This window comes from Hymenobacter sublimis (genome assembly GCF_023101345.1).
Classification (GTDB): domain Bacteria; phylum Bacteroidota; class Bacteroidia; order Cytophagales; family Hymenobacteraceae; genus Hymenobacter; species Hymenobacter sublimis.
Map to the genome: position 1 here is coordinate 3,885,384 of NZ_CP095848.1, position 26,547 is coordinate 3,911,930.

General features: G+C 60.2%; 27 protein-coding genes and 1 tRNA gene. 12 read left to right on the plus strand and 16 right to left on the minus strand.

Annotated elements, in window-relative coordinates; translation table 11 throughout:
* Nucleotides 1–29: 29 nt before the first annotated feature.
* Nucleotides 30–740, plus strand: coding sequence for a methyltransferase domain-containing protein (locus tag MWH26_RS16235; protein ID WP_247975095.1), 711 nt, complete (start codon nt 30–32; stop codon nt 738–740).
* Nucleotides 741–903: 163 nt separating this feature from the next.
* On the opposite strand, the gene MWH26_RS16240 is transcribed toward MWH26_RS16235, so the two are convergent.
* Together MWH26_RS16240 and MWH26_RS16245 are read right to left on the minus strand one after the other, a co-directional pair.
* Nucleotides 904–1,812 carry a histone deacetylase family protein gene (locus MWH26_RS16240; RefSeq protein ID WP_247975096.1) on the minus strand — a complete coding sequence of 303 codons (909 nt, stop codon included), beginning with the start codon at nt 1,810–1,812 and terminating at the stop codon, nt 904–906.
* A 109-nt stretch (nt 1,813–1,921) separates the two neighbouring features.
* A tRNA-Val gene (locus MWH26_RS16245) sits at nt 1,922–1,996 on the minus strand.
* Between the two features lie 199 nt (nt 1,997–2,195).
* Between MWH26_RS16245 and MWH26_RS16250 the strand changes: the two genes are divergently transcribed.
* Both MWH26_RS16250 and MWH26_RS16255 read left to right on the plus strand, forming a co-directional pair.
* Nucleotides 2,196–2,915, plus strand: a complete 720-nt coding sequence (locus MWH26_RS16250) for a porin family protein (RefSeq protein WP_247975097.1) — start codon at nt 2,196–2,198, stop codon at nt 2,913–2,915.
* An 86-nt stretch (nt 2,916–3,001) separates the two neighbouring features.
* The gene (locus MWH26_RS16255) at nt 3,002–3,514 is read left to right on the plus strand and encodes a DUF6992 family protein (protein ID WP_247975098.1); all 513 of its coding nucleotides are present in this window, start codon (nt 3,002–3,004) and stop codon (nt 3,512–3,514) included.
* A gap of 163 nt (nt 3,515–3,677) precedes the next feature.
* On the opposite strand, the gene MWH26_RS16260 is transcribed toward MWH26_RS16255, so the two are convergent.
* The 6 genes from MWH26_RS16260 to MWH26_RS16285 form a co-directional block, all read right to left on the minus strand.
* Complete coding sequence (locus MWH26_RS16260; RefSeq protein ID WP_247975099.1) at nt 3,678–4,235, minus strand: type 1 glutamine amidotransferase domain-containing protein; 558 nt, start codon at nt 4,233–4,235, stop codon at nt 3,678–3,680.
* 111 nt (nt 4,236–4,346) lie between these two features.
* Nucleotides 4,347–4,865 (minus strand): acyl-CoA thioesterase, encoded by a 519-nt coding sequence (locus MWH26_RS16265; protein ID WP_247975100.1) that lies wholly within the window; start codon nt 4,863–4,865, stop codon nt 4,347–4,349.
* A gap of 69 nt (nt 4,866–4,934) precedes the next feature.
* On the minus strand, nt 4,935–6,050 hold the full coding sequence (locus MWH26_RS16270) for a DUF3616 domain-containing protein (protein WP_247975101.1): 1,116 nt from the start codon (nt 6,048–6,050) through the stop codon (nt 4,935–4,937).
* Between the two features lie 300 nt (nt 6,051–6,350).
* Nucleotides 6,351–6,767, minus strand: a complete 417-nt coding sequence (locus MWH26_RS16275) for a hypothetical protein (RefSeq protein ID WP_247975102.1) — start codon at nt 6,765–6,767, stop codon at nt 6,351–6,353.
* 58 nt (nt 6,768–6,825) lie between these two features.
* Nucleotides 6,826–8,886, minus strand: a complete 2,061-nt coding sequence (locus MWH26_RS16280; RefSeq protein ID WP_247975103.1) for an FAD-dependent oxidoreductase — start codon at nt 8,884–8,886, stop codon at nt 6,826–6,828.
* 330 nt (nt 8,887–9,216) lie between these two features.
* A complete protein-coding gene (locus tag MWH26_RS16285) occupies nt 9,217–10,680 on the minus strand; it encodes an aldehyde dehydrogenase family protein (protein WP_247975104.1) in 1,464 nt (487 codons plus the stop codon).
* 84 nt (nt 10,681–10,764) lie between these two features.
* On the opposite strand from MWH26_RS16285, the gene MWH26_RS16290 reads away from it, so the two are divergent.
* Nucleotides 10,765–11,283 (plus strand): DinB family protein, encoded by a 519-nt coding sequence (locus tag MWH26_RS16290; RefSeq protein ID WP_244697830.1) that lies wholly within the window; start codon nt 10,765–10,767, stop codon nt 11,281–11,283.
* A gap of 68 nt (nt 11,284–11,351) precedes the next feature.
* Nucleotides 11,352–12,161, plus strand: a complete 810-nt coding sequence (gene bla / locus MWH26_RS16295) for a subclass B1 metallo-beta-lactamase (protein ID WP_247975105.1) — start codon at nt 11,352–11,354, stop codon at nt 12,159–12,161.
* Between the two features lie 16 nt (nt 12,162–12,177).
* Here bla and MWH26_RS16300 read toward each other — a convergent pair whose 3' ends face one another.
* The 3 genes from MWH26_RS16300 to MWH26_RS16310 form a co-directional block, all read right to left on the minus strand.
* Nucleotides 12,178–12,678, minus strand: coding sequence for a hypothetical protein (locus MWH26_RS16300; protein ID WP_244697838.1), 501 nt, complete (start codon nt 12,676–12,678; stop codon nt 12,178–12,180).
* A gap of 225 nt (nt 12,679–12,903) precedes the next feature.
* Entirely contained in the window at nt 12,904–14,136 is a 1,233-nt protein-coding gene (locus MWH26_RS16305) for a tetratricopeptide repeat protein (protein ID WP_247975106.1), read from the minus strand.
* A 220-nt stretch (nt 14,137–14,356) separates the two neighbouring features.
* Nucleotides 14,357–14,722 carry a hypothetical protein gene (locus MWH26_RS16310; RefSeq protein ID WP_247975107.1) on the minus strand — a complete coding sequence of 122 codons (366 nt, stop codon included), beginning with the start codon at nt 14,720–14,722 and terminating at the stop codon, nt 14,357–14,359.
* Between the two features lie 178 nt (nt 14,723–14,900).
* Between MWH26_RS16310 and MWH26_RS16315 the strand changes: the two genes are divergently transcribed.
* Both MWH26_RS16315 and MWH26_RS16320 read left to right on the plus strand, forming a co-directional pair.
* The gene (locus tag MWH26_RS16315) at nt 14,901–15,770 is read left to right on the plus strand and encodes a helix-turn-helix domain-containing protein (protein ID WP_247975108.1); all 870 of its coding nucleotides are present in this window, start codon (nt 14,901–14,903) and stop codon (nt 15,768–15,770) included.
* A gap of 238 nt (nt 15,771–16,008) precedes the next feature.
* Nucleotides 16,009–17,121 (plus strand): lytic polysaccharide monooxygenase, encoded by a 1,113-nt coding sequence (locus MWH26_RS16320; RefSeq protein WP_247975109.1) that lies wholly within the window; start codon nt 16,009–16,011, stop codon nt 17,119–17,121.
* Between the two features lie 77 nt (nt 17,122–17,198).
* On the opposite strand, the gene MWH26_RS16325 is transcribed toward MWH26_RS16320, so the two are convergent.
* Entirely contained in the window at nt 17,199–17,885 is a 687-nt protein-coding gene (locus MWH26_RS16325) for a T-complex 10 C-terminal domain-containing protein (protein ID WP_247975110.1), read from the minus strand.
* A gap of 228 nt (nt 17,886–18,113) precedes the next feature.
* Here MWH26_RS16325 and MWH26_RS16330 point away from each other — a divergent pair, with 228 nt between their 5' ends.
* The 5 genes from MWH26_RS16330 to MWH26_RS16350 all read left to right on the plus strand — a co-directional run bounded on the left by MWH26_RS16330 (nt 18,114) and on the right by MWH26_RS16350 (nt 23,042).
* Nucleotides 18,114–18,779 carry a head GIN domain-containing protein gene (locus MWH26_RS16330; RefSeq protein ID WP_247975111.1) on the plus strand — a complete coding sequence of 222 codons (666 nt, stop codon included), beginning with the start codon at nt 18,114–18,116 and terminating at the stop codon, nt 18,777–18,779.
* A gap of 400 nt (nt 18,780–19,179) precedes the next feature.
* Nucleotides 19,180–20,331, plus strand: a complete 1,152-nt coding sequence (locus tag MWH26_RS16335; RefSeq protein WP_247975112.1) for an MFS transporter — start codon at nt 19,180–19,182, stop codon at nt 20,329–20,331.
* Between the two features lie 209 nt (nt 20,332–20,540).
* Nucleotides 20,541–21,386, plus strand: coding sequence for a hypothetical protein (locus MWH26_RS16340; protein ID WP_247975113.1), 846 nt, complete (start codon nt 20,541–20,543; stop codon nt 21,384–21,386).
* A 63-nt stretch (nt 21,387–21,449) separates the two neighbouring features.
* The gene (locus MWH26_RS16345; protein ID WP_247975114.1) at nt 21,450–22,055 is read left to right on the plus strand and encodes a pseudouridine synthase; all 606 of its coding nucleotides are present in this window, start codon (nt 21,450–21,452) and stop codon (nt 22,053–22,055) included.
* A 528-nt stretch (nt 22,056–22,583) separates the two neighbouring features.
* Nucleotides 22,584–23,042: a cold-shock protein gene (locus MWH26_RS16350; protein WP_244697859.1), complete on the plus strand. Its 459-nt coding sequence runs from the start codon at nt 22,584–22,586 to the stop codon at nt 23,040–23,042.
* Between the two features lie 250 nt (nt 23,043–23,292).
* Here the strand turns inward: MWH26_RS16350 and MWH26_RS16355 are convergent, their stop codons facing one another.
* The 4 genes from MWH26_RS16355 to MWH26_RS16370 all read right to left on the minus strand — a co-directional run bounded on the left by MWH26_RS16355 (nt 23,293) and on the right by MWH26_RS16370 (nt 26,234).
* Complete coding sequence (locus tag MWH26_RS16355) at nt 23,293–24,423, minus strand: putative sensor domain DACNV-containing protein (protein WP_244697868.1); 1,131 nt, start codon at nt 24,421–24,423, stop codon at nt 23,293–23,295.
* A gap of 411 nt (nt 24,424–24,834) precedes the next feature.
* Complete coding sequence (locus MWH26_RS16360; protein WP_247975115.1) at nt 24,835–25,293, minus strand: hypothetical protein; 459 nt, start codon at nt 25,291–25,293, stop codon at nt 24,835–24,837.
* Nucleotides 25,294–25,389: 96 nt separating this feature from the next.
* Nucleotides 25,390–25,662: a hypothetical protein gene (locus MWH26_RS16365; RefSeq protein ID WP_244697872.1), complete on the minus strand. Its 273-nt coding sequence runs from the start codon at nt 25,660–25,662 to the stop codon at nt 25,390–25,392.
* Between the two features lie 137 nt (nt 25,663–25,799).
* Complete coding sequence (locus MWH26_RS16370; protein WP_247975116.1) at nt 25,800–26,234, minus strand: hypothetical protein; 435 nt, start codon at nt 26,232–26,234, stop codon at nt 25,800–25,802.
* Nucleotides 26,235–26,547 lie beyond the last annotated feature (313 nt).

The following is a 26,547-nucleotide window of genomic DNA, read 5'->3' on the forward strand; positions in this document are numbered from 1 at the left end:
ACCTTGTTTTTCTTGTCTTACTGCTACCTATGCCTGATTTCCGCGTCCGTGCCACGGAAGAAGAGCTGATGGACGACCTGAGCCTGGCCACCGAGGAGCTTCGGCAAAATCTGGACGAGCTGGAAACTATTAACACGTGGCTAGGCGGTTACGCCCCGGTGCTGAATGCCCTGGCCCGGCTGCGCCCCCACTTCCCCCCAGGCCGCCCCTTGCGCCTGGCCGACGTAGGCAGCGGCGGCGGCGACACCCTACGCCAGATTGCGCGCTGGGCCCGCCAACAGGGCGTGGCCGTGGAGCTGACTGGCGTGGATGCCAACCCGTTTATGCTGGACTACGCCGCCGCCCGCAGCACCCAGTACCCCAAAATCCGGTATCAGCAGGCCGATATTTTCTCCCCCGAATTTCAGCAGCAGCCCTTTGATATCGTAACGGCCAGCCTCTTCTGCCACCACTTCCCCGATGAGCAGCTCACCCAGCTGCTGCAGCGGTGGCAGCAGCAGGCCAGCCTGGCCGTCGTCATTAACGACCTGCACCGCCACCCACTAGCCTACTACAGTATCCGCTGGCTCACGCGGCTGCTCGGTGGCTCCCGCCTCGTGCGCCACGATGCGCCCCTGTCCGTGGCCCGCGCCTTCACCCGCCCCGACTGGCAGCAGCTACTTGCCCAAGCCGGCATCACACACTACCACCTGCGCTGGCGCTGGGCTTTCCGCTGGCAGGTGATGGTGGTGAAGCGGTGATTCAATGATTCCGTGAGTAAGTAAACCCATCTGTCATCCTGCGCTGGCGAAGAACCTTATCATGTCAGCACGACAATCGGTACAACGACATGTTCACGCGTGACAAGGTCCTTCGCCAGCGCAGGATGACAACAGGCCGCTAGAAGGGCAAACTCACCCACCACTACCCCCATAGGTTGGCTGCTACCCGGAAGGTGTTGGCGTGGGCGTCTACGATGTCGGCGATGCGGGGGGAGTAGCCGCCACCCATGCACACCACAACTGGCAGGCTGTGGGCATGGCACAAGCCCAGCACGTATTCGTCGCGGCGGCGGCACCCGTCGCGGGTTAGGGCCAAGTGGCCGAGCTTGTCGGTAGCCAGCACATCAACGCCACTGAGGTAGAACACAAAATCGGGTTGGTGCTGATCTAGGAGGCGAGGCAAGGTAGTATGCAGCTGGCGGAGGTAGGCGGCATCGTCGGTGCCATCGGGTAGGGCTAGGTCCAGGTCCGATTGCTCTTTACGGTGGGGGTAATTGCGGGCCCCGTGCATGCTGAAGGTGAACACGCGCGTTTCCTGCTGGAAGATGCGGGCCGTGCCGTTGCCCTGATGCACATCCAAGTCCACGATGAGCACCCGCCCTACCCCCAGTTCTGGGTGGGCCAGCAGGTAGGCTGCCGCCGCGGCCTGGTCGTTGAGCAGGCAAAATCCTTCACCCCGGTCTCGGAAGGCATGGTGGGTGCCGCCGGCAATATTTAGTGCTACTCCATATTGCAAAGCCCGCCGGGCGCATTCCAGCGTACCGCCCAGAATGCACGTTTCTCGGGCAATCAGCGCCGGGCTCCAAGGAAAGCCAGTGGCGCGCTCCTCTTGCCGCGTAAGTTCCCCAGCCCGAAGCCGGTGGTAGTACTCGGAGTCATGCACCCGCAGCACATCTTCGGCAGGCGGAGAGGAAGGTGAGAAAAAGGCACTTTCCGCCACAATGCCTTCCCGGAGCAGCTGCTCCGGGAGGAGCTCGTACTTGAGCATTGGGAAGCGGTGGTTGGCCGGCAGCGGGTGAGCGTAGAGCGGGGCCCAGGCAATAGAAATCATATGCTGCGAACCTACGCGAGCCGCCGCACAAACAGGCACGTATGGCTGGCCTCACACAAAAATAACCGCCCGTAAAGGCGGTTATCTTCGGATTCGGGTGGCTTTGACGTGGGGCGTACTGGGCTCGAACCAGTGACCCCTACCTTGTCGAGGTAGTGCTCTGAACCAACTGAGCTAACACCCCGGCAAAACCTATTGGCGGCGGCCGTAAAGGGTCAAAGGTAGGTTTTTGCAAAAGATAATCCTTCCTGGCAGCGTACAAAATTTCCGCTTTCCCTACGTTGGTGCTGTAACCTTCTGAGCCGCCGTAAGTATAGCGGCTTACTGATGTTGCTTTGGCTACGGCCGGCAGCGCTTTCTTCGGCTACATCTCTCTCCACCCCATGAAAAAACTTGCACTCCTTGCCGCCGGCTGCGCCCTGAGCGCCTCGGCTATGGCCCAAACTCCGACTGAAGCTCCCCGGGTAAGCGGCCTGCGCTCCTCCACCGATTACGCCCCCGGTACGGGCAGCGACTCGCGCAACAACGGTTTCGGCATTAAAGTAGGCTTGAATTCGGCCCACGTACGCGGCGACGAAAAAAAGAACTACGGCGACGTCGGCACTTATAAGAACTTCCACGCCGGGGCATACGCCCAGTTTGGTTTCAACGATAAGTTCTCGGTGCAGCCGGAAATCCTTTATACCCGTCAGGGGTTCGAGGGTAGCTCCGCCGCTCGCAACAACACCGGCACATACTTCACGCGCCTTGATTACGTGCAGGTACCGGTGCTGCTGGTGTACAACTTCCTTGACAACGTTAGTGTACACGTAGGCCCCCAGGTTTCCCTGCTCACTAAAGTGCGTGAAGGCGGCCAGGAGCGGAAAATTGCCGATGAAAACGACGCTAGCGGCAACCCTATCTACGGCTATAGCTACAGCAGCCTCGACTATGGGCTAGCCGCGGGCCTGGAAGCTCGGGTAGGTCCGGCCCGCGTGGGCGGCCGCTACGTAGCAGGCTTCAACGATATTATCAAAGACCCAACCCGCGCTGGTACCCAGGCCATTGACAACATCAAGAACGGTGCGTTTCAGGTGTACGTAGGCATTGGCATCTCCAACTAGCCCGGCGTCTTCTTGTTCCTAAAAAAGGAAGCTCCTCGGGGCTTCCTTTTTTGTTGCTAGTACTCATCAGAGTCTCCCTTTCTGCCATGATACTATTTGCGGCTACTGCAGCGCTGCCCGCCATTAACCAAGCCCGTGAGCTGCTGGCTGAGCGCGGCATGGCCGTGCTTGGCACGTGGGCCCTGCTGAACTTGGTGGTGAGTGGCTACCATGTTTCCCGCACGGATGCCCGCTCCGAAGCCCACCACTTCCACCTGATGAATGTGGCCTGGAACGTGGTAAATGCCCTGCTAGCTGTGTGGGGAATTTTGCAGGCGCACCCGCAGCAGGTAGCAGGCTTATCCCCTGCCGCTAGCCTGAGCGCCCAGTTCAATTTCGAGAAAATTCTGCTCTTTAATGCCGGCCTGGATGTAGCCTACCTCTGCATAGGCAGCTGGTTGCGCGCCCGCGCTGCTAGCGCCCACACCTCTCGTCCCGAGCGCCTGGCAGGCTTTGGCCGCGCGTTGTGGCTGCAGGGCGGCTTTCTGCTTTTTTTCGATGTAGGTTTCTACTTTATCTATCACCAGTACGCCACCGATTTGTTGCAGTTAGTGCAGTGAATTGGGGGTAGGGAGTAACGCAGTTGCTGGTGAACAGATGGGCGGGCTGGCTTTATACAAGGTGCAACCAGCTTCTGATCTGGAAAATATGGAGTTGCTTACAAGCCAAACAGCCTCGCTACCAGGAGTAGCGAGGCTGTTTCGATAAGGCAATGTGTTAGCCCTAGTTCTTTCCGACGAGTGCTTCCTTGATCTTGTCGTTGAAGTTGGGAATGTCCTGGGGGTTGCGGCTAGTGATAATGTTACCATCCACAACTACCGTTTCATCAACCCAGCGGCCGCCAGCATTCTTGATGTCGGTTTTCAGGCTGGGCCAGCTAGTGAGCTGCTTGCCGCGCACCACGTCGGCCTCAATCAGGGTCCAGGGGCCGTGGCAGATGGCGGCCACGGGCTTGCCTGAGCGCACAAACTCACCGATAAAGCTAATTACTTCGGGCTCCGTGCGGAGCACGTCGGGGTTCATCTGGCCGCCGGGCAGTACCAAGGCATCATACTCGGCCACCTTCACGTCGCCAATCACCTTGTCTACCTCTACCTTATCGCCCCAATCTTTCTCGTCCCAGCCTCTAATAGAGCCGCTTTTCAAGGAAATGACGTGCGTTTCGGCGCCTTCGCCTTCCAAAAACTTCTTGGGCTTTTCCAGCTCCGACTGCTCAAAGCCATCGGTGGCGACAATGGCTATTTTCTTGCCTTTCAGGTCGTTGCTTCCAAAAATACTCATGGTAATGCACAGGTTTATACGATTGAAAAACCCGCCCTACGCGACGTAAGGCGGGTTTTGATGTAACGGGCCAACGCAGGGAGAGTTGGCGCATTATTTTGGCCTTACGGCTTAGTCGTGCTCGTTTCGTTCCCGCTTGAGCTGCTTGCGCAGCCGCCGCACTCGCTCGTCAAAGCCATCGGGGTCGTAGCTAGCATCTTCTACGTCCAGCTCTTCGAGCATGTCCATGAGGTTGTCGGGGTGTTCGGTACGGGTACCGCCAGGCACTTTCACAAACGCCATTTCTGACCACAGAACGGCCTTCAGGCGCTGGCTGTCCTCGCTGAGCATCTGCATTTCCACCACTAAGTTGGAGTTGTCGTAGTGGATTAGCTGGGTCCGAATTCGCACTAGCTCGGCGTGGTTGGCGGGCCGCAGGTAAGCCAAGTAGTGCTTGGTAATCACCCACCCGGCGCCCAGCTCGCGGGTTATTTGCCCCAGGTTCAGGGCGTAGTGCTGCATGGTGTGCTCCTCGCGGGCGTTCAGGAAATAGTCAAGGTAGCGGGCGTTATTCAGGTGGCCCAGCATGTCACAGTCCTGAAACTGAATGCGGTGGGTAGTTTCGGGCGTTTGAACCAGGGAAGAAGCCATGAGAAGAAATAGCGAGTTAGCAGGCGCAAGGTAGAAAGCACCCGGGCGGCGCTAGTTAGGGCTGCTGCTTTAGGTAGCCTGGGCCTGCACCTTTACCCGGTCGGCTAGCACGTGGTGGGCGGCCGGTTTGCGGGCATCAGCGGGACTGTCGAACACAATGAGCACGTGTTCTGAGTCTAGCAGCGCCATACCTTCGGCCTTGTCCTGGCCGGCGGTTGGACCGAAGCCGTGGGGCACATCGAACAGGCGCTCCAACTTATCGGGCCCCACGAGGCTATCCTGGGGGCAGCGCAGCGCTTCGGGCCAGCGGTACACGGCAATGGTGCCATCCAAGTCCATGGTCGGGCCGGCCAGTAGCAGTAGGTCGGGGCCGCACTGGCGGAGCTCCCGCACGCCCATGCCACCCAGGGCCAGGAAATGCTTTTTGTAGTACAGCTCCGTGGCACCCGGCAGCTCACTCAGGCGCAGGCGGCCGTGCTTGTCCTCGCGGGGTAGCACCTCCAGCACCATGGCCCAGCCGCGCAACACCGGCCCGCGCAACCCCACAAACAGTCGCCCATCAGGCGCCGCCGCCAGCCCCTCAATGTCAAAGCCGTTGTCTTTGCCGGGAATATCGAGGAAGGGCTTGAGGTGGGCGTCTTTGGCGAGCAGGTCGCGCAGGTCGTTGGAGTCATCGGAGGAGCGGAGTTGGGCGGCCCGAAGCGTTTGGGTAGGGTCGGTGGGGTGCGGAGCCTCGCGGAAGAGCTCGTAGTTACCGGTGGTGGGGTTGAGCAACATGGGCACCCGGGCCAACAGGTAGCGGTTTGCCTCCGACTTCACTTGCGTAAGACGGGCTATTTCCTTGGCGTGGTCCTCGCCTTCGGCATCGGCTTTTTTGCGCGCCAGGCTGTGAGAGCCCACAATCCAGAGGTAATAATCGCCTTCCGCTAGCCCTTCAATATCAATCTCTTCCGTTTTATCCGAAGGCAAATCAAGTAGTTCCGACAGCTCATAGGAGCAATGCTCGCCAAACTCCTGGGGCCCGGTTCGACGCAGGCGCTCAATGGAGGTCCGTTCGTCGCAGCTCAGCCACAGGTTGTCGCCGGTACACAAAGCCGACGAAAGCCCGTCGCGGACGTGCTTACCAGAAGCGTTAAGGCTGTGCTTCGGGCTGAAATGAAGAGTATAGGGCTGGCGACGGACCATGAAAGCAGGGTTAAGGAGTAGATGTCAGTGGCAAACGCACCGGACCGCGTAAGGTTGAGGCACCGCTGAAGTGGAATGGTGAGGTAGTGAATGAATACGTTGTCTTGGCGAGCAGCGCGAGGCCATCGTTCTTCTCTTTTGTGACAGGCCTTCTAACAAGCCAAACCCCTACTTCCAGGGCGGAGGTAAGGGCTTGTTGTACCTATAAGGGCTTGTTGTACCTAGAAGGGTAGTACGTTGGCCAGAATGAACGGCATCGTACCGCTCACCGGGGCAACTCACTCATTCACCATCTCACTGCTACTGCGCTTTGCGGGCCTGCATTTGGGCTTGCACTTGGCGCTGCTTGGCTTTGAGCTGCTTGTATTGCGTGACGGTGAGGATGGTTTGCAGCTCTTGGTCGGAGGCGGCGTTGATGCGCTTGAGCTCGGTCATGAGGGCTGGGCGGTTGCTGCTGAGGCGCTGCTGGGCGGCGTTGGCTTGCTCAGCGGTGTTCGTGAACACGGCCCGCACCTTGCGGCGCTGTTCCCCGGTGAGGTTCAGTTCTTCGGTGAGTACGTCGGTCAGGTCGCGGGCGGCGGAGGAGGCCACTACCGGCGCGGGAGCTGCTACCGGCGCCGATTTGGCGGTGGGAATGGTAGCGTTGTGACGGCGGGCGCAACTGGCGAGCAGGCTAGCGGCCAGCACAAGGGACAGGGTGAAGCGGGAGGCGGACATAAGCGCGGGGAGAAAGGCGTGTGCTTTCCCTACGCGAAAAATGTGCCGACGGCTATGTTCAGCCTACTCCTGCTGCTGCCACTGCCGGCCGCCGGACTACTTCGGCCCGCAGGCTTTCCTTTAGATGCTGGGCCGTGTGATGCGCCAAGGCCATAATCGTGAGCATGGGGTTTACGCCGCTGCAGGCCGGAAAGGCGGAGGCATCGGCTACAAACAAGTGCGGCACGTCATGGAGCTCCCCGCTGGGGCTGGTGGGGTGGGTAGCAGCTTGCCCACCCATGCGGCAGGTGCTCATTTGGTGGGCGCTGTACAGGCCAAACTGGTTGGACTTCCAGCTCAGGTAGGGCAAGCCGGCCAGCACCTCGGGGTTGCGCAAGCGGCCGTTGTCGGCGTGCAGGGTAGGTAAGGTGCCGTGGGGTAGCAGCACCGTGTGGGCTCCGGCCGCTACGTGCACCTCGGCGGCGGCCCGCACGCCTTGCAGCAGGTGGTTTCGGTCGTACTCGCTGAGAGTGTAGTCGATTAGGGGCATGCCGTGCTTGTCGATGGTCACCCGGCCCCCGTCCCGGTCGCGGGTCAGCACGATGAAGGAGCCCAGGTGGGCCGCCTGCTGCATCAGGGCCTTGTGCTGGCGCCCCGAGCACCAGGGCAACACCATGGCCATCAGGCCCGGATGGGCCGGCGGAGTTTCCAGCTTCACCCCGAAGTTGCTACCCCCCAGGCGCGTGAAGCTGTCATTCACCACCGACATCATGGGGCCGTGCCAGGGCGCCATAGCCTGGGCGTACAAGCCGGAAACGGCTACCGTAGGATGCAAATGCAAGTGCTGGCCCAGATGGGGGTGGCGCAGGCCGCTACGCAAGAGCAAGGCCGGCGTCTGAACGGAGCCCCCGGCCACTACCACCCGTTTAGCGCGTACCGTTACCCGTATCGTGCGGCCCTCGGGGGTAGTGTGTGTGGCTTCCGCGCCGCTGGCCCGCCCCTGCGTTATCGTTACCCTCGACACGCAGGTGTTGCACAGCAGGCGGGCTCCGTGTTCAAAGGCCGTTTGTAGATAGGTGTTCAGGGTGCCTTGTTTGATGCCGTGCCGGTCGCCGAAACCACTGTAGCCCAGGCCGCAGAAGTGCGCTTCCGATTCGCTCAGCCCCTTCTCATTACGCGGAATCAGCTTCATGTCGTGGCCCAGGACCTGGGAACCATTCCAAAGCGCCTGATTCTGGCCGTTATGGCGAACATAATCAGTATTGACGCTCAGGGCTGCGCTTACGGCATCCAGGCTCCGGGCAAAATCGGGGCTGGTGAAGTGGGGCACGTGGTGCTCCCGGGCCCACTCCTCCAGCACATAATCGGGGGTGCGGAAGGCGCCGGCCCAGTTTACGGTGGTACCGCCACCGAGGCAGGAGCCGGCCAGCAGGGCCAGCCCGCCATCCTGGGTGCTCAAGGCGCCGCGGGCATCATACAAGGCCCCGAGCATGTCCACCTCGCGCTGGGTAAAGTCGGGCCCGTGGAAGTAGGGTCCTTTTTCCAGAACCAGCACCTCATGCCCAGCGGCGGCCAGCTCGCCGGCTACTACCCCGCCGCCGGCCCCGCTCCCTATCACCAGCACCTCACAGTCGTAGTGCACCTCGTTGTGGGTGGGGTGCAGGAGTTGGATGGGCTTTTCGGGCGCTACTGCGGGGTCCGGCACCTGGGGGCCGGGGTAGCCGATGTGCTCCCACACGAAGTTGCCCTGCTCAGCCGTGGAGCCCCCGTAAAACAGAAATACGAACAGTTTCCGCAGGGCGTGAAAGCCTTTGCGCAACTGGGGCACGTTGCTGGCCGCCCAGCTCTGCAGCAGTTTCTCGCGCTGCTCCGGGGCCAGCCGGGCAAACGGCCGCAGGGGCCCGAACCACGTTAGGCCCAGCGTGGGCGTGTTCAGCAATTGCAGCAGATGCATAAATTCTTGCCGGGCGCTGGCAGGCTGGGCCTCCAGCACCAGCGCAATTTTGCTTAAATCAACTCCTGCTGAACCGCTCCGCTCCCAATACGCCGCATCAGCAGAAGGTTGGGGCGCCGGCAGGCTAGGAATAAATGTATCAGCAAGCGCGCACAGGGTAGCGCACTGGGCATCGGTGAACTGCATAAGAAGGCAAATCGAGCAGGCTGCTCCGGCGCAACTAAGAGAATCCGGGGCCCTAAAAGTTCGGTATTTTTCCCCAGAAATACTCGGCTTGCATACGAAAGGCGAAGTGGAGACTGGGTAATTAAGTGCATGGGTGAAGTGATGTACCGTCGTGGCGGGCGAAGCGCAGCTATCCTTCCTCTCCTTTGCTCGAAACCTGATAATGTATAATGTAACAAGCCCCTGACGTCAGCACAGACGTCAAGGGCTTGTCATATCTGGAAGGGTGGTCACGAGGAGAGGAAGGATGGCTTCGCGCCGCTCGCCATGACACTGCCTCACCATTTCACCTCAGAGCCACTTTACTAGCCAATTCACTAGCTTTTTGACTTGGGGAGTATAAGGCGGGTAGATGGGTTTGAGGCCCGTACGGCCTACGCGCTGCTTCAGCACCGACTTCTCGTTGCTAAAGGCCTGGAAGCCAGCCAGGCCGTGGGCCCGGCCCAGGCCGCTGTTGCCCAGCCCGCCAAAGGGTAGCTCGGGGTGGCCCAGGTGCAGAATCGTTTCATTAACGCAAGCGCCGCCGGCGGGAATGTTCTGGAGCAGGTAGCGCTGATGCTCAGCATTTTGGGTAAACACGTACAAAGCCAGCGGGTGCGGGCGGGAGTTCACCTCGTCTACGGCTTCCATGAGGGTGCGGAAGGTGCGCACCGGCAGCAGCGGTCCGAAAATTTCTTCCTGCATGACCCGACTGCCTGTTGGCACATCTACCAGCACGGTGGGCTCCATAAAGCGTTGCGAAGCATCCGTTTGCCCACCCAGCGCCACGGTGGCACCTTGGGCCTGCGCCTCGGCCAGCAGCCCCGCTACCCGGGCAAAATGGTGGTCGTTTACGATGCGGGCAAACGACTTGGAGGCCTCTATGCCCTCGCCGGAGGGGTTGTAGAAGCGCTGCACTACCGCCCGAATCTCCTCAATCAGCTGGTCGCGGACGGCTTCGTGCACCAGCAGGTAGTCGGGGGCTACGCAGGTTTGGCCGGCGTTGATGCCCTTGCCCCACACGATTTTCTCGGCGGCATCGCGCAAATCGGCCGTGTCGTCTACCACGGCGGGGCTTTTGCCGCCCAGCTCCAGGGTCACGCTGGTCAGGTGCTCGGCAGCGGCCCGCATCACCACTTTTCCTACCTGCGGACTGCCCGTGAAAAAGATGTGGTTGAAGGGTAGGGCAAGCAGTTCGGTGGCTACTTCCTTGTCGCCTTGCACTACCGTCACCTCGGCCGGGTCAAACAGCTCCTGGCACATGCGCGCGAGCAAGGCCGCTACCGTTGGCGTCATTTCGGAAGGCTTGATGATGCAGCAGTTGCCGGCTGCCAGCGCCGATACGAGCGGGTCAAGGGCCAGGTAGAAGGGGTAGTTCCAGGGCGCTATAATCAGGCACACGCCTTTGGGCTCGTACTGCACCCAGCCGCGCGTGCCTACCAATGACAGCGGCGTCCCAACTTTGCGCGGCTGGGCCCAGTGGCGCAAGTGGCGCAACGTGTGCTTTAGCTCCGTTTGCGTCGACCAGATTTCGGTGACGTCGGTTTCGGCGGCGGGCTTGCGAAAATCGGCGTAGAGCGCCTGCTGAATGGCGGCGCGGTTTTCCGTTATCCAGGCGCTGAGCTTGCGCAGCCGTCCCGCACGGGTTTCCACTGATTCGCGGCGCAAGGCCTCCGCCCGGGCTTGCTGCCGCCTGAAAAGGGCCGCTACGGCCGAGTTTTCAATGATTGGTGAGGAAGTAGGCGCAAGCGGAACCGTAGCGGCGGGAGCAGTCATGGACGAGCGAAACAAGTGGCGAGGCAGCGAAAGAAATTAAAAGTCTCTGATACTCACCATAGTTCCAATCTTATCCTGCCATCTTTGCGCCAGTACCCAAGCATGGAAAGTGTAAGCACTTGGTTTTCTTTTCCTTACTCCGCCCTGATGATGGAAGCAGTTTGTGAGCGTTTGCGTGAGCTTTTGGAGGTAACAAGCCAGCATCTTTCCACCTGCTCAGAGCAGGAGCTAGCCGAGGCGCCCTCGCCGGGCCGCTGGTCGCGCAAGGAAATTTTGGGACACCTCATTGACTCGGCCGCCAACAACCACCGCCGTTTTGTGCTGGCCCTCATTAGCCCCGAGCCCCTGCTGGTGCAGTCGTATGACCAGGATGCCTGGGTACGGGTAGCGGACTACCAGAACGCGCCTACGGACGAGCTGCTGCACCTATGGACCAGCTACAACCGGCAGCTGATTCGACTGTTGGAGCGGGTGCCGGCCACGGCCCACGAGTTTCGGTGCCAGCTCGACGATGGGTACACTGTGACGCTAGGTTGGCTGATTGAGGACTACGCGGTTCATTTGGAACACCACGTCCAGCAGATTCTGGACCTGACTCCCTGATAGAAAACGGCAGCGGGCACCTTTTCCGGGCGCGCGGGCGTTAGCAGAACTTGTTTTGTTCGTTTTTGATGTTTCTAGCCTCTTTTCTCGCTTCAGCCGGTTGCCGCTGGCTGCTGGCTACCCTGTTTCTGCTGGTTGGCAGCCTCGCGCAAGCTAGCTCCAAGCGCCCCTTACCCGCCCTCCGAGTACGCGCCGTGGCACCCCAGGTGTTTGTTCATACTTCCTACCACATGTACCCGGGCACTACTACAGCAGTGCCCTCCAACGGCTTGATTGTGCAAACCAGCAAAGGCGCGGTGCTGATTGACACGGCCTGGGACCCGGAGCAAACGCTGCTGTTGTTGCGCTGGATTGCTGACAGCCTGCACCAGCGGGTGCGCCTGGCCGTACTCACGCACGCCCACGACGACCGAACCGGCGGACTGGCTGTGCTTCAGGCCAATGGCATCAAGGTGTACAGCACCCCGCTCACGGCCCGGCGCTTCCGGCAGTTGCACCCTCAGGCCCAACCTCCCACCGCCGCCCTGAAACCCTACACCCTAATCCGGGCCGGCCGCACACGCTTGGAGTTGTTTTTTCCGGGCCCCGCCCACACCCCCGACAACCTGGTGGCCTGGTTGCCCCGCCACAAAGTGCTGTTTGCCGGTTGCTTGGTCCGGGAGCAGGCAGCTAATTCCCTGGGCAACCTCGATGATGCGCTGCCGGCCCGGTGGCCCGCCACGCTGCGCAACGTGGCCGGGCGCTACCCCCAGGCCCGGGTGGTAGTGCCCGGCCACGGACAGTGGGGCGGAACAGAGCTACTAACGCACACGGCGGAGCTACTTCGCGAAGCCGCCCGCCGCAAGCCACCCACTGCCCTGCGTGATACCGGGCCTTGAGGAGGCAAGGGCAAAATCAGGAGTGCACTAGGCCTCGGCAGGGGCACTTGCGCCGCCGCACACGCAGGTGCATGGGCTGTTGCTTCCAGCAGGGCCAATCGGCGTCGGAGGTGGCAACTTCTGAGTTGGTGAGCCAATCCAGGGCGGCGGGCAGCTCCGTAAAGTACTGCACCTCATAGGGTAAGTGCTCCTGAGTTGAAGTCCAGAGGATGCTTTCCACCACTATCATATTGTAGGTATTGGTGGGCAGCAGCAAAGCCAGCCGTTGCAGCCCACACTGTCGCAGCCGGGGTAGCCAACTAGTTTGCAGCCACTGCTGCACCTGCTGGTTTAGGGGAGGCAGGGGCCGTAGGTCGAGCAGCAACTGTTGGGCCTGGTAGCGGCGCACGGCCTTCAGGAGCCGGGTGAGCAGGCGCGGCAGGTCGTCCATGTTATCCGGTTGCTGCCACCAGAACCGGAGCAGCGAATGCCGAACGTTGTAGCGAAAAGTTAAGTGGGGAGCGTCCTCCTTTTCCATGATTTGGGTAAGCGTAGCTAATCGTAATGGTACTGTAGGGAAGATACGATGCTACCCCAGGTACCCGATTTACCTTTTCGCTCACAACCCTCATTTACCCGATGAACCCCCAGGCCGCTTTCTGCCAGTGCCCCCGTTTCCTCGACCAAATGCAAGGCCCCTACTCCCGGCTACGTTTCACGCCGGCAACAGCTCCCTACGGCCCATTATGGGAAGTTAGCCAGACTACTTCCGCTTCTTTTTCAGGTAAGCACGGGCTTCGTTGAAGGCTTCCGACTTGCGCTCCGCTTTCTGCTGCACCTCCTTGTAGTAGCGTGTAGCGGCCGCCACATCTTTCTGCTTATCAGAAATCCGGCCCAGGTTGAGTAGGGAGTACAAGTAGAAACCCTGCTTGGTATCGTTGGTGCTTTCGGCAAACACAATGCAGCGCTGGTAGTACTCCTTGGCTTTCGTCAGGTCCTTGTACTGATTTTGCATCAGGCTGCCGAGAAAAAACGTAGCGTAGCGCCCACTAATGGCTTCGTAGCCAGGCTGGCCCCGGTTAATCTTGTCCAGAATATCCCGGCTTACCCGTTCACACTCGTTCAGGTCGCCTACCTGGTAGCTCATCAGCGCATAAAAGCGCTGGAAATAGCCATTGTCGGGAAAGGCCGTGGCCATGGTACGAGCCAGCGCCAGGGCCTCATCGGGCTTGTTTTCCTGGTTTTGCAGAATTTTCATCAGGAAAACCCGCGCCTCAGTGCCCGTATAGAAGCCGTTGGCAGCCACGCTACGGAGCTGGGCCAGGCCCAGCTTTTTGTTGCCCTTCGGGAAGAATAGCAACACGGGCCGCAGCAGCGGGTAGTTATCCGAAATCCAGGGAGCGTAGTAATTAATCAGAGCCTGCCCGAATAGAAACTCCGGGCTCAGGCCATTGGCTTCCTGGCTTTTCTCCAGGTAGGCCAGGGCATTCTTGCTGGCGAAAGTGGCCTTGCGCCAGTTGTGCCGCTCGGCGTTCAGGCGGGCCGAAAACCCGTAGGCAGCCGAGAGGAAAAAGCAGGCCTCGTAGTTTTTATTGTCGCGCTTATACAGAGCCTCCCCCCTGGTAATGGCCGTGTCCATGTAGGCCAGAAACACCTTATCGTACTGCTGGGAAGTGATATTAGAGGGCATGATCTTCCACCACGTCGTCAGGCCCAGCAGGAAGTAGGGCATGGGGTGGTTGGGGTAGCGACGACGCAGGCTGCGGAACTGCCGCTCGGCCCGGTCGTGCTTGAAGTTGTAGATATTCTGCACGGCCCCGTCCAGCTCGGTCTGGATGTCCTTGTCGAGCAGCAGCCAGCCGGAAATATCAACGGCGGCGGGCGCTACATCTACGTTGGACAAATTAATCTGACGGGCCGGGCGAGTGGTGTCGGGCCGCTGCGCCCACGCCCCCAGGGAGAGTAGCAGCAGGCAGCCAAGCAAGTATAGGCGCATAAAGGACAACTTGGAACCCTAAGTATAGGGAAAAAGAGCGGAGCCTGACTGTCGGGCCCCACGTTCCGGCACCCTCATACGTGTGCAAACAAAAAAAAGAGGCTGAAGCTCCCACAGCCTCAACCTCTTTTTGCGTTTTCCGGGTGCCAAAGGTGCCCGGGAAACGGCCAGCGGCTAAAATTCCCACCCAAAGCCGCTGGATGTCTGATGCGAAAGTAGCCTAGCGGCTGCTTTCGGGCTGGTGCTCGCGCAACCAGCTGTATGCCGTGTACTGACCAGGCGTAAACACCCGGGCCAGCGCTGTATCGTATTCGTTTTCTAGTTCGGCCATTGTTTTACCCTCCAGCAAACGTCCCTCACTTACTGCCGCTACCAGTCCGGGCTTTACGGCCAGTTGGTCAAGTTGTTGCAAGTACTTGCGGGTGCTTTTTTCAACTGCCTGCCGCTGCAAACGGCTTAGGTGCAGCTCGCGAGTGAGGTAGTTGGTCAGGTTGCTGGTACGCTGCTCCACCGAGCCGCGTCCGGCCGGCAACGACAACCGAGCGGCCTGCGCGAAGTGGGCACCCACCACCAACAGGAGTAGCATTGCAAATGCCAGAACGTAGGTGTGGAAGGCCTTCATAGAACAAGCAGCGTGATTTGAGTTTGCAAGGTCGGCACAAAGAGCCCGTACTGGCTACTGCCAGGTTCGCCTTTTTTGATGCTATATTGACCGCAAGTGTTAACTTCACGTTCCCACTCCGCCATCCTGGCACCACCACCCTGTGAAGTTACAATTCGAACCCATTCATCCTACGGTAGATAGCTCGTTTACTCTGCTACACTACACTCAGGTAGGCAAAGCTGAGCTACTTTGGCACTACCACCCCGAGTACGAGCTGGTGTACATTCCGCGGGGCCACGGCCGGCGCCACATTGGCCAGCACATTTCCCGCTTCGAAGACGGGGAGCTGGTGCTCATCGGGCCAGATCTGCCCCATCTTACCTTTAGCTACGGCCACCCGGCGGGCACCCCGTTCGAGGAAATTGTGGTGCAGCTGCGGGGCGACTTTTTGGGCACCGACTTCTGGAACAAGCCCGAAATGGCGGCTATTCGCCAGCTGCTGGCCCGCTCCCACGAAGGCTTATCGTTTCGGGGCGGTACCCGCACGGCCGTGGGCCCGGCCCTGCGCCAGCTCCTGAACGCGCCACCTTTTATGCGCCTGCTGCTCTTGCTGCAAGTACTGCAGGAACTGGCCCAGGCCCCTGCCAACGACTGTTTGCCCCTGCACGCGGGCACCGGCGGCCAGGGCCTGAGCGGCAAGGAGCAGCAACGCCTGAGCCGGGTATATCAGTTTGTGGAGCAGCACTACCAGCGCGCCACCCTCTCGGTGCAGGAAGTGGCCGACGTGGCCCACCTCTCGGTACCGGCTTTCTGCCGTTACTTTAAGAAGATGACCCGTCACACCCTCACCGACTTCCTGCAGGAATACCGCGTGGGCCAAGCCTGCCGCCTGCTACTCGACGATGACTTGGCCGTGACGGAGGTGTGTTACTCTTGCGGCTTCAACAACCTTTCCCACTTCAATAAAACTTTCCGCAAATACACCGGCCAAAGCCCCACCGAATACCGCCGCCAGCGCATGGGCAAGTAGGTGGAGTTGCGAAAAGGTGAGGTTGTGAAGTTGCGAAATGGTGAGCTGGCAAAGGACCTTATCACGTCAGTGCGGCAAGCGTTGTTACGACTCGTTCTGGTGTGGTAAGGTCCTTTGCCAGCTTAGGATGACGTACTGCTGTATGCTGCTTCACTCATGCACAACTTCACCCCCTCACCGTTGGGAACGTATGGCGGGGGGAAGCGTGTCTAGCAGGTGAATGTCTGCTTTGCTGAATATGAATTTGTTGCGCGCGTGGGGTAAGGAGCGGGTGGCGGGAGTATTGCTTGGGCTCCTGCTGCTGCTGGGTGCTCAGCCACCTACCGCTGATAAGCCGCTGGTATTACTCCCGGCCACTGCTTCCTTTACTCCTACCCTATTCACTATCAAGCAGGTGTGCGATGAGCGTCCTGGTCGGCCGGCCGTGGCTTGGCTGCTGCCGCCTACCCCGCCTGCTGCCGCCAGCCCGGCCCGGGCGGTGGAGCTGCAGGGAGGCACCGAAGCGGCTCTGCGCCAGTTCGTGGCCCGGACGCTGCCGGCCCGCCCAGCGCGCTACGGGGTAACCATGCGGGTGCGTGAGTGCCGGGTGCAGGAAACCGCCGCTGGTACTGGCCAGGCCGCGGGTCAGATCAGCCTGCACTTGGCCTTCGACTGGGTGAACCCGGAGGGCCGCACAATTACGCTGACTGAGTACCGCGGTGGGGCCCGCTACTTGCGCCCACTCCCTGACCGGACCGTGGTGGAGCCTACCTTGCGGCAGGCACTGCTGGGCAGCTTGACCTACTTTAACACCTGGCTAACCCGCGCGGCCGCCCACGATGTGCGGCTGGCGACGGCCGTGCACCCTACCTTCCGCTACTACACCCGCCAAACCGAGGCTGATACGGTGTTTTATGACCCAGCCCGGCCCCTGACCTGGGCTGACTTTACAGGCCAGCCCCGGCCCAAAGGCCGCTACGCAGCTTCCGTGTTTCCGAGCTTCGCTTACCAGGGCCGGCCGCGGGTAGTGAATGGGGTAGTGGAACTGGAAATGATTCTGAAAATTTTCGTAGTCCGCAGCTCTTCCTGGGTTGATGCCGGCCAGCAAACGGCCGAGCACCTGAACCACGAGCAGCGTCACTTTGATATTGTGCGGCTGGTAGCCGAACGGTTTCGCCGCAAGGCTACCCCCGACAGCCTCACGGTAGAAGATTACAACAGCATCCTACAGCTGCAGTACCTGAAGTCTTTCACCGAAATGAACCACATCCAAGAGCAGTACGACGCCGAAACGCACGGCAGCCCGCTGGCTCAGGAACGCTGGAACCGCCGCATCGACGAGGAACTGCGTCAGTACGGCATCATACGGTAAGGCGCTAGTTGTAAGTCACAAAAAAGCCCGTTTCCAGTTCAGGAAGCGGGCTTTTTTGTGACTTAAGGGGTAGTAGCCTAGCGCTTTACTTTCACCTCGCCGTCGTCGGCGTCGCGCTTTACTTTGGTGCCGTTGCGGTACTCTACTTTGGTGTCGCCGTCTTTATCGATTTTCACCGTTTTGCCGTTGGAGTACACGATTTTTGTTTCGCCGTTGGCCTTCTTATCGTACTTCACGATGGACGGGCCGCGGCGCCGGGCCGGGGTTTCCTCCCGCTCCGTAGTGGTCGTGATGGTGGCGTTGCTGTAGGGCGTGCCGGCGTAGTAGCTGTTGCGGTTTTCTTGGTAGGTGCGGTACTGGGCGGGGTCGGTAATGTAGGTACGCACCTCCCGGTCGGTGTCGTCGTTTACTTGGCGCAGGGCAGCGTACCGGCCGGTCGTGTCGGTGGTGTAGCGGGTATTGACTTCGTTGAGGCGGCGGCCGCGGGTGTAGTAGGTTTTCTCAACGCGGGTCACCACCACGGTATCGGTCAGGCGCAGGTCCTGGGCGATGCGGTCGGCGAGGCGGTCGGCCTCGGTGCGGTAAGCGGCCGTGTCGCCATCAGCCGTGGCCGTGGCGTCGGTGGTCATGGCTTCGTCGCGGACAACCACGGCGGTATCGGCGGAAGGAGTAGTGGCCGCATCCACGGCGGCTTGTTTGTCGCGGTTACAGGATGCCACCAGTAGGCTGGTTGCCGCGGAAAGGAAAAGCAAGGACTTATTCATAGAGGGAGAAGTTCAGTCAGAAGTATATTCTGACAAGGAAGATGGGGCGCTTACGCAGCCTGCCGCCCGGATGTTACCTCCACTGTAGGCAGCTATATAGCAATTGCACTTTATATACGGTAACTTACTCAAGCTGAGCACCTACAAAAATTCATTCCCAGAGGCAACGGTTGCGGGCTGCTGCTCATCTACCCGTTCGTACTTCCACTTTTCCTACCTGCTTTCCTTATGAAAACGACTATCCTCCTTCGTTCCTTGGCCTTCGGGGCCCTGTGCAGCGTAGCAACTCTGAGCCCGGCCTCAGCTCAGCAAACCCGCGCGGTTAGCGGGTTTCAGGCCATTAAGGCCAGCGGTGCTATTAACGTGTTTCTGAAGCAGGGCGCTACCACTGAAGTACAGGTAGATGCGCCAGCTGAACTGCTGGACCGCATCAAAACGGAGGTGCAGGGCAACACGCTCAGCATCTACCGGGAGAAGGGCTTATCCATGCTGCTCAGTAACCAGAAAGTAAACGTGTACATCACCTGCCCCACCCTCACGGGCATTGAGGTCAGCGGAGCCTCGGACCTGAAAAGCACTACCCCCTTCACGGCCGACGAGTTTACCATCCGGGCCAGCGGCGCCTCCGACGTAACCATGACCATCAACGCCAAGTCCTTGATGGCCACTGCCTCCGGGGCCTCCGACCTACGCCTGACCGGCCGCGTGGAGCGCCAGCAGGTGCAGGTAAGCGGCAGCAGCGACTACCAGGGTTACAACCTGCAAAGCCGCACGGCCACGGTGCAAGCCAGCGGAGCCTCCGACGCCTACGTGGCCGTTACTGAGGAGCTTTCCTCGCACGCCTCCGGCTCCAGCGACATTCATTACAAAGGCAAGCCGCGCGTGAGCAAGTAGTCAGCTCCATTTCACTTCTTATAAGAATACCCAGCGGCAGCTCCCTTGCTAGGAGCTGCCGCTGCTTTTACCGTTGCTTTCATATCCCTCACGGTAATTCAATATGATGCGCCGCGTTCGGCCAGTAGATGTCATTCTTTCAGTGCCGTTTAGCTGTTTCTGATGATCTACCGGAGCGGGGTGGCGGCCACATTTAGGCGCACGAAGAGCGTGGCATCATAGGCAGCATTGTGCTTCTTGACTAGGCTAACAGCCAACCTAAACGGCCCGCGCTGACTGTAGCTCCACCTAACCTTTGCCCCGCTTGCCGCCGTAGCAGTTCGGAGCTGCAGCCCATAGTGCGCCCGCGGGTACCCAGTGGGTTGTAGCTTTGACACGCAACAGGGGGTAGCACCAGCACATGACACAGGTAGTTGAGGAGAAGGTTACGCCCCGGCAGGCGCGGTGGGCCATTGCGCTGTTTTTCTTTGTTTCGGGCTTCGGGTACTCTACCTGGGCCTCCCGAATTCCGGTGATTCAGCAGCAGCTGCACCTGAGTGAGGCTCAATTGGGCGGGGTGCTGTTTGCCTTGCCGGCCGGCCTGATGCTCACCTTGCCCGTTACGGCGGGGCTGCTCCAGCGCTTCAGCAGCCGGCAGATAATGCTAGTCGGGGCCATTCTCTACAACGTGGCCCTGGCCCTGCTGGGACTAGTGGAGCACACCTGGCAGCTGGTGGGCCTGTTGTTTTGCTTCGGCTCCTCGCGCAACCTGCTCAACCTGTCCATGAATGCCCAGTCGGTGGGCGTGCAGGCCCGCTACGACACATCCATCATTGCTACCTTCCACGGGGTGTGGAGCGTGGCCGGTTTCGCCGCCGCAGCCTTGGGCACCTTGCTCATTGGTCAGCGCGTGCCCACCTCCTTGCACTTTGCCACGGTGGCCGTGGTGCTGACCGGCGTGGCCCTGTTCACGTACCGCCACAGCCTGGTGCTGCCGCCAACCCCGGAAGCCCGCCGCGCTGGCTTCTCCTGGCCCGATAAAACCCTGCTGAAATTCGGCCTCATTGCTTTTGCCTCTATGGCCTGCGAGGGCACCATGTACGATTGGAGCGGCATCTACTTTCAGAAAGCGGTGTTGGTGCCCAAGGAAGCAGCAGCCCTGGGCTTTACCATCTACATGGTAGCCATGACGGCCGGGCGCTTCAGCGGCGACCCACTGGCCAACCGGTTTGGGGTGAAGTCTATTCTGCACTACAGCGGCCTGCTCATGCTGGGCGGGTTGCTACTGGCCGCCCTGCTGCCGATGCCCCTAACCGCCGGGCTGGGATTTGCGCTGGTGGGGCTGGGCGTGTCGTGCGTTATTCCGATGGTGTTTGGCATAGCCGGGCGTACGGCCGCCCTCAGCTCCGGCTCAGCCATTGCGGCGGTGTCCACGGTAGGGTATGTGGGGTTTCTGCTGGTGCCGCCGGTGGTAGGCTTTATTGCCGAAGTGGCCGGGCTGCGGTGGTCGTTCGGACTGATGGCGGTGCTGGGCGCAGTAGTGGTGCTGCTGGTGCGCCGCCTGCCAGCTTGAGGCCGAGTAGCTCCTGTTGTCACTTCGACAATGGCAGGAAATCTGGGACCACCACAACTGACTAACCGGGAATCCTCCTTTTGGTCGGAATGACATTGGAATGACAACGGAAGTCACTTGTAGCAGGCTCAATCTCACGGGCTTTCTGCGTACCTTAGAGGTTCGGCGGCCGTGCCCAGGTGGGAAAAGCGGGCAGCTGAGGTCTGGTGATGAAGTATTTGCTTGCCTTCGTACTAGGATGGCTTCCGCTACTGGTGGGGGCTGCCCCGCTGCTGGAACCCCTACAAATTGCCCGGCAGTTTGTAGCGCCCACCGGCTGGCCCGACATGAAAAGCTACCTCAGTGGCGAGGCTGCCGGTCAGGCCCGCCGCCAAAGCCTGGGCCAGCAGATTCCGGCTACCCTGCAGCGCCGTTGTGAACTGCTGCAGCAGGGCCCCGCTACCGCCGTGGTAGCAGTGGAACTGCGCGACTCCGTGAGTCGCAACGACATCTACCTGCACTTCCGCCGCGACTCCACCACTGCCGCTACCCCCTGGAAGCTGGCCGCCGTGCGTAGCCTGTCTATGACCCAACTCGGCCCGCCCATGCTTCAGCTGCTCTCTGATATGGGGCCCGCGGAAGTTGCGCAATACAACCAGAAGCACCCCGAGGCCAGCCACGAGTTTATGCTAGGTAACATTCGCTTGTGGGTAGGCTCCGACGCGACAATCAGCCAGCACTTCACCCGCAACCGGCCCGCTTTTCAGCGCGCCCTCCGCCTAATCCAGAGCCGCCGCTACTTCGCCGCGCCGGCCGATACTACCGGGGCCAGGGAGCAGGCTGCCAACGCCGACGCTGCCGTGCTAGCCCTGCTGCGGCCCCTGTATATCAGCCGGGTAACTCAGCGCACCTTGGGCTGCACCAACTGCCTGGAGTTCATTATCGGGGGCGTGAAAAGCAACACCGTGGGCCTGCTTTACCAGCCCGAGGCCAAGCACGTTCCCGCCATGAGCCCGGACCGAATTATCGTCATGAAGCCCCTGGGCAACGGCTGGTACCTGTACAAAACTACCTAGGGCTGCCCACTGGTTGTACCTTCGCCCCTGGCTCCCCTAGCTCCGGCCGGCTTTTTCGCGCGTATGACTCCCGTTACCCACCGTCACTTTCTGCTCTACAAACCCTACGGCTACCTCAGCCAGTTTACCAGCGAGTTTCCGCGGGAAATGCGCAAGAAGTTTCTCGGGGCCCTGCACGACTTTCCGGCCGGCACCATGGCCATTGGCCGCCTCGACGAGCCCAGTGAGGGCCTACTCCTACTCACCACCGATGGCCGGGTAAGTGAGCGAATCCGCCGCAAAGACGTGGAAAAGGAGTACTACGCCCAGGTGGATGGCCTGATTACCGACGAGGCCGTGGCCCAGCTTGAAGCCGGCATTGGCATTGCCCACCGCAGCCTGGTGTATCACACCCTGCCAGCCCGCGTGCGGCGCCTGGAAACCGCCCCTGAGCTACCGCCCCGCGGCCGCAACATCCGCTCCGACCGCCACGGCCCCACCAGTTGGGTGTCCATCATAGTTACGGAAGGCAAATTTCGGCAGGTGCGCAAAATGACGGCCGCCGCCGGTTTCCCTACCCTGCGCTTGGTGCGCGTACGAGTTGGCAACCTCTGGCTAGAGGGCTTAGCTCCCGGCGAAGTGCGGGAAGTAGCCGACCTAGGCTTCCCAACCGAGGATCAGCCCGGTTAGAGGGCAGCAACTACCTGCAATGGCTGGTTTACCCTTTGCCAGGCCTGGACTTAGCTAAGCGGGTAGCTACTTCACGGCCAAGCGCTTCGGGCGTTGCGGCGCCAGCTTGGCTGCCTTTCAATTCCGAAGTTTTCCCAGACTGAGGCAGCCGCAGGAAAGAAATGCTTCTGGGATAAAGTATATTTGTGAGAACAGGCTCCGGTCTGCCTCCCGCCACCTGCCCAGGCGGGCTGAACTCCCCTATTACTAATGCCGCTTAGCGGCTGGCAAGGGGCTCTCCTCGGTCTGCTCCCACAACTTGGGGCAGCGGCAAGGTCCCGGCTTTTATCAGCCGTAGCCCTTGCTTAGCCATCTTCTTGTTGCCCACGTATTTTGGGTAATAATGAAATTTATTAGTCGCGGCGCTAGTTACTATATGCTAGCCCACACCACGTGCCTGGCCGGGCTCTTTCGGGCCAGTTACCCGCCAGGAGTTCCGAGTGCGCTTACGCTTTCATCACCGATACCTCACACAAAACGACATACGCCATGGGCAGATCACAAGCCACTTTTGGGAAAAAGGAAAACGAGAAAAAACGACTGAAAAAGCGCAACGACAAAGCGGAGCGCAAGGAAGAGCGCCAGGCTAATGCCAAGAACGGCAGCAACCTGGACGAGATGCTGGCCTACGTAGATGAGGATGGCAACATCACCTCTACCCCCCCGGATCCAACCAAGAAGAAAAAAGAAATTAAGGTGGAGGACATCACCTTGGGTGCGCGCAAGCAGGAGGAAGAGGATCCGGCCGACGCTATCCGTCAGGGCACGGTGTCATTCTTCAACGACTCCAAGGGCTACGGCTTCATTAAGGATCAGAAAACCCAGGAAAGCATTTTTGTGCACGCCAACGGGCTGATCAACCAGATCAAGGAGAACGACAAGGTATCCTTTGAGGTGGAAATGGGCCAGAAGGGTCCGAACGCCGTACGCGTGCGTCTGGCCGGATAATCGCCACGGCATGCAGATACTGGTACGTAATCTGCCCGCCTTCCGCGGCGGCTATGGGGCTGAGTAGGTCCTCTCAGTAGGTCTTACCTCGCGCTGTAGCCGGCCCCGTTGGGTGCGGGCAACCTGGTACGCAAAACGCCCCGCGGCACCAGTTCCTTCTATAGGGAACTGGTGCCGCGGGGCGTTCCTATTTGGCTTTTTCGCTGCGTAAACCGCACCTAAGCCGCGCTAACGTTCCGGCATATTTTCCTTAAAGCAGGAGCACGTCGATGCGGTGGGCGTGTACCATTTGCTGCGTTTCCGACCAGGCGAACAAAGTGAAGAAGCCGTCCTGGGAAGCCACCAGGGCCAACGAGTCGCGCTGGTCGTGCACGAACTGAGCGGCGGCTAGGTGGCGGGTGCCGCCGTTCTGGGCCGGGTGCAAGTAACGGGCCGGGCTATCGACAACAGGTTCCGTGAGCACCATCTTGTCGACGGGCACGCTGGACTCGGCCCGGGATACTTTGGCCCCGAAGGCCAGCAGGTGGTAGTCGCGGGTGATGATAGTGGCTCCGTCTACGGCCGTAAAGCCACCTACCACGTGGATGGCTCGCTGAATTTCTTCGCGCCACTGCCACTTCGCTTGTTCGCGCTGCCGCCCCTCAGCAATACCCACGTAGGCGGGCAGCACGGGGTAGGTCATGGGCTGCACAATGGACTCCTGCCACTGGGTTGAGTTGGGCGGCACCACCAGCACCAGTCCGCCCCGGCCGTGGGCCCGCATGGCGGCGGCCAACTCTACTAGCACGTTGTCGGTGGCACCGGTGGCGGAGGGCAGGCCCTCCCCGGGCAGAAACATGCGCAGGGCCGGGCAGTCATCTACGGCCACGTTTTCGGCATCCACCAGTTGCAGCTGGTCGCCGCGCAGAATGGCCACGTTCACGAACTTACCGAACCCATCGGCACGGCGGTGCTTTATTACTAGCAAGCCTGGCTCTACCACTTCCAGCACAAAGCACAAGGGCGGAATTTCGGTGGCGGTACCCCACACGTACAGGCCCTCGTCGTCATACCACACGCCCAAATGAATGCCCGGCTGCTCCACGGCCGGGGCCAGCTTGAGCAGGTTGTAGGGCGTGAGCCGGCGCTTGCCAAACTCTACTGGCTGGCCGGCCTGTTTGGGCTCCACCAAAGCCAGGGAAATGCGGGGCGGGTGGCCTTCTTCCCGCTGTAAGCTGGCCCAGAAGGCTGCATCAATGATAACCTCCACCCACTGCGCAGGCGGGGGCGCCGATAACTGGGCAATATCCCAGGTAGTAGCGGCCGCCCGGTGGCGGGCAAAGTGAGTTTCAACCATGGGGGCTACCATGCGGGCCGCCAGGTAGGTAGGTTCAGAAAGCATGAAAGGCAAGTACGGAGCTTTTGGGGTAGGATGCTAGCGGGTATCGGCCGTGTTGCCACACCTGGGAGGGCCAGTAGACGGGTCGGAACGCCGGGCAGTGACAACCGACGAGGCTACCTTCCGGTTTGGCGTTGGCCCGTTACAGCACTTGCCGCCAGCCTTTATTCCGCGTGCTTCCGGCGGCCCAATGCCAGGCATATACCGGCAACTGATGTTAGAGGTCCAGCTTCTGCCGGATAAATACAACAGCGAAGTATACGCCGACCGCAGCAAGCTACCCGCGTGGTAGGCCTGGATTGAGCAGGACCTCACGGCCCTGCTGCCCTACGCGACCAAGCGGTTTACCACCAAGTTTAAGCTGTAGGCGGTACCGCTCTTTCCCTCGGGTAGTTCCTACCCCTAGGCCAGCCCCTATGGTTGTTCAGCAGGCGCAGAGTAGGTAACTGGGGCCGCACCGCGGGGCGGGTGCCACTTCCGCCACATGCGGCACGCCAGCACGAAGATGGCCACGGCCAGCACCAGCACCCCGGCCAGCCCCCACTTTAGCACCACGGGCCAGTGGCCGGAGGCGGGCTGCACCTGCTTGGTTTGCAGAAAGTTGACCGAAAACGTCAGCAGCCGAAACGACCAGTATTCCAGGTACAGAAAGATAATGGTGCAGAGCGCAAATAGGCCCGCTACTACCTGCTTACGTCGGTAAAGGGCGGCTACCAGAATCATAAAGAAAGCGTACATGCCCAGGCCAATTGCCACGCCGCCTACCCCTCCCGTGAGCAGGAAGGCGTACTTTTCTTCCCGCTCCCCGGCCACGGCCAGCACCGGCCAGAGCAGGCAGCTACCGGCCAGTACACCTCGCATCAGCTTCTTCATTCCCTAAAGATAGAAAAGGCCCCAAGCGGCATCCAAGCTGCTCAGGGCCTTTTCTGTTACCTAGCTAAGCTCTTTATCCGCTTGTCCGCGAGTAGATTAAATAGCACCTCCGTCCAGGGAAGCCAGATTTTGCTCGGCCGCATCTGCCGCGGGAGTGGGTGGGGTAGCCGGCGTACTGCTGCGGCGCTTGCCCAAATAGCCTAGGCCCACGGCTACTAAGGCCGCCCCGCCCAGTACTTTTTGAGCAGTACTCAGCCGGCCCAAACCGGAACCTTTGCCCAGCTTCTTAAGCGACTTAGCCGCGCCCCCGAACAGGGACTTTTTCTTGTCGGCCTTATTTTTCTTGTCTTTGGTTTTATTCTTTTTCATGACGCATGTTGGAAAGTGGAAGAAACTGAGTAACAAACGAAAAGGCCCAACGGCAGATGGTATTCGCAATCGGCTTCGGAAGGTTGTTGGGTAGCCATACTGGTCACATGTGCCGCGCTGAGTGGACCAGCAGAAACCTACGCTACCTCATCAGCGGCCAGCGGCTTCCGACTGCCGGAGCCGTGCGACTTACCGGCTTTGGAGCTCTTGTGGCTTTTCCGGGGCGGCGCGGGCGATACGGACGAAGCCGCTGCCTCCTCGGTGGTTGCTTCTTCCGTGGCGGAAGTTTCCTGCGCTTCGGCTAGTCGGGGCCACTCGAACATCGGGGGGTGCTGGAGCTTTTCGCTGCCGCTACCCTTACGCTGGTCCAGGTAAATGAGGCCGGCGGCCAGCAGGACTACACTACCAGCTAGTTTCTGACCCAGGCTGAGCTTAGAAATTTCGTTGGTCACCTTCCGAAACTTACGAATAGACAAAGCGGCCGCATCGAGCACGTCGTCCGCTACGGCATCCTTGCTCTTGTCCTTACCCTTTTCCTTTTTCTTGGAGTGCTTTTTCTTGTGCTTGGCCATGGGGATGCGAAATAGAGTTTCCGGGGCTGGCCTCTTGCCAGCGGGCCGGTGGAAACCAGCCATTTCCCTACCCCGCTATTCGCAGAGTTTGGCCCGAAGGTTTTTGTATACGCCTCATAATCAGGGCAACAGTTCTGCTTACGAGCAGTCGGAAGTAATACCCCTACCTGTCAGCGAAGACACCATCCACGTTTTTCAGTCTACTGGAAAATAATGCTCCTACCCTCAAAAAAGGCGGAGGCGTAGTCAACTGCCCGTACGGGCGCCCCCCTAAGTGCACTACCCTCAGCGCAGTTCTGCTTTCCTGCTTTGC

Bases quoted from the DNA above. Each gene is read 5' to 3' on its own strand.
- MWH26_RS16235 (WP_247975095.1), top strand. From the start codon at position 30: ATGCCTGATTTCCGCGTCCGTGCCACGGAAGAAGAGCTGATGGACGAC.
- MWH26_RS16240 (WP_247975096.1), bottom strand. From the start codon at position 1,812: ATGATTTCTATTGCCTGGGCCCCGCTCTACGCTCACCCGCTGCCGGCC.
- MWH26_RS16250 (WP_247975097.1), top strand. From the start codon at position 2,196: ATGAAAAAACTTGCACTCCTTGCCGCCGGCTGCGCCCTGAGCGCCTCG.
- MWH26_RS16255 (WP_247975098.1), top strand. From the start codon at position 3,002: ATGATACTATTTGCGGCTACTGCAGCGCTGCCCGCCATTAACCAAGCC.
- MWH26_RS16260 (WP_247975099.1), bottom strand. From the start codon at position 4,235: ATGAGTATTTTTGGAAGCAACGACCTGAAAGGCAAGAAAATAGCCATT.
- MWH26_RS16265 (WP_247975100.1), bottom strand. From the start codon at position 4,865: ATGGCTTCTTCCCTGGTTCAAACGCCCGAAACTACCCACCGCATTCAG.
- MWH26_RS16270 (WP_247975101.1), bottom strand. From the start codon at position 6,050: ATGGTCCGTCGCCAGCCCTATACTCTTCATTTCAGCCCGAAGCACAGC.
- MWH26_RS16275 (WP_247975102.1), bottom strand. From the start codon at position 6,767: ATGTCCGCCTCCCGCTTCACCCTGTCCCTTGTGCTGGCCGCTAGCCTG.
- MWH26_RS16280 (WP_247975103.1), bottom strand. From the start codon at position 8,886: ATGCAGTTCACCGATGCCCAGTGCGCTACCCTGTGCGCGCTTGCTGAT.
- MWH26_RS16285 (WP_247975104.1), bottom strand. From the start codon at position 10,680: ATGACTGCTCCCGCCGCTACGGTTCCGCTTGCGCCTACTTCCTCACCA.
- bla (WP_247975105.1), top strand. From the start codon at position 11,352: ATGTTTCTAGCCTCTTTTCTCGCTTCAGCCGGTTGCCGCTGGCTGCTG.
- MWH26_RS16300 (WP_244697838.1), bottom strand. From the start codon at position 12,678: ATGGAAAAGGAGGACGCTCCCCACTTAACTTTTCGCTACAACGTTCGG.
- MWH26_RS16305 (WP_247975106.1), bottom strand. From the start codon at position 14,136: ATGCGCCTATACTTGCTTGGCTGCCTGCTGCTACTCTCCCTGGGGGCG.
- MWH26_RS16310 (WP_247975107.1), bottom strand. From the start codon at position 14,722: ATGCTACTCCTGTTGGTGGTGGGTGCCCACTTCGCGCAGGCCGCTCGG.
- MWH26_RS16320 (WP_247975109.1), top strand. From the start codon at position 16,009: ATGAATTTGTTGCGCGCGTGGGGTAAGGAGCGGGTGGCGGGAGTATTG.
- MWH26_RS16325 (WP_247975110.1), bottom strand. From the start codon at position 17,885: ATGAATAAGTCCTTGCTTTTCCTTTCCGCGGCAACCAGCCTACTGGTG.
- MWH26_RS16330 (WP_247975111.1), top strand. From the start codon at position 18,114: ATGAAAACGACTATCCTCCTTCGTTCCTTGGCCTTCGGGGCCCTGTGC.
- MWH26_RS16335 (WP_247975112.1), top strand. From the start codon at position 19,180: ATGACACAGGTAGTTGAGGAGAAGGTTACGCCCCGGCAGGCGCGGTGG.
- MWH26_RS16340 (WP_247975113.1), top strand. From the start codon at position 20,541: ATGAAGTATTTGCTTGCCTTCGTACTAGGATGGCTTCCGCTACTGGTG.
- MWH26_RS16345 (WP_247975114.1), top strand. From the start codon at position 21,450: ATGACTCCCGTTACCCACCGTCACTTTCTGCTCTACAAACCCTACGGC.
- MWH26_RS16350 (WP_244697859.1), top strand. From the start codon at position 22,584: ATGGGCAGATCACAAGCCACTTTTGGGAAAAAGGAAAACGAGAAAAAA.
- MWH26_RS16355 (WP_244697868.1), bottom strand. From the start codon at position 24,423: ATGCTTTCTGAACCTACCTACCTGGCGGCCCGCATGGTAGCCCCCATG.
- MWH26_RS16360 (WP_247975115.1), bottom strand. From the start codon at position 25,293: ATGAAGAAGCTGATGCGAGGTGTACTGGCCGGTAGCTGCCTGCTCTGG.
- MWH26_RS16365 (WP_244697872.1), bottom strand. From the start codon at position 25,662: ATGAAAAAGAATAAAACCAAAGACAAGAAAAATAAGGCCGACAAGAAA.
- MWH26_RS16370 (WP_247975116.1), bottom strand. From the start codon at position 26,234: ATGGCCAAGCACAAGAAAAAGCACTCCAAGAAAAAGGAAAAGGGTAAG.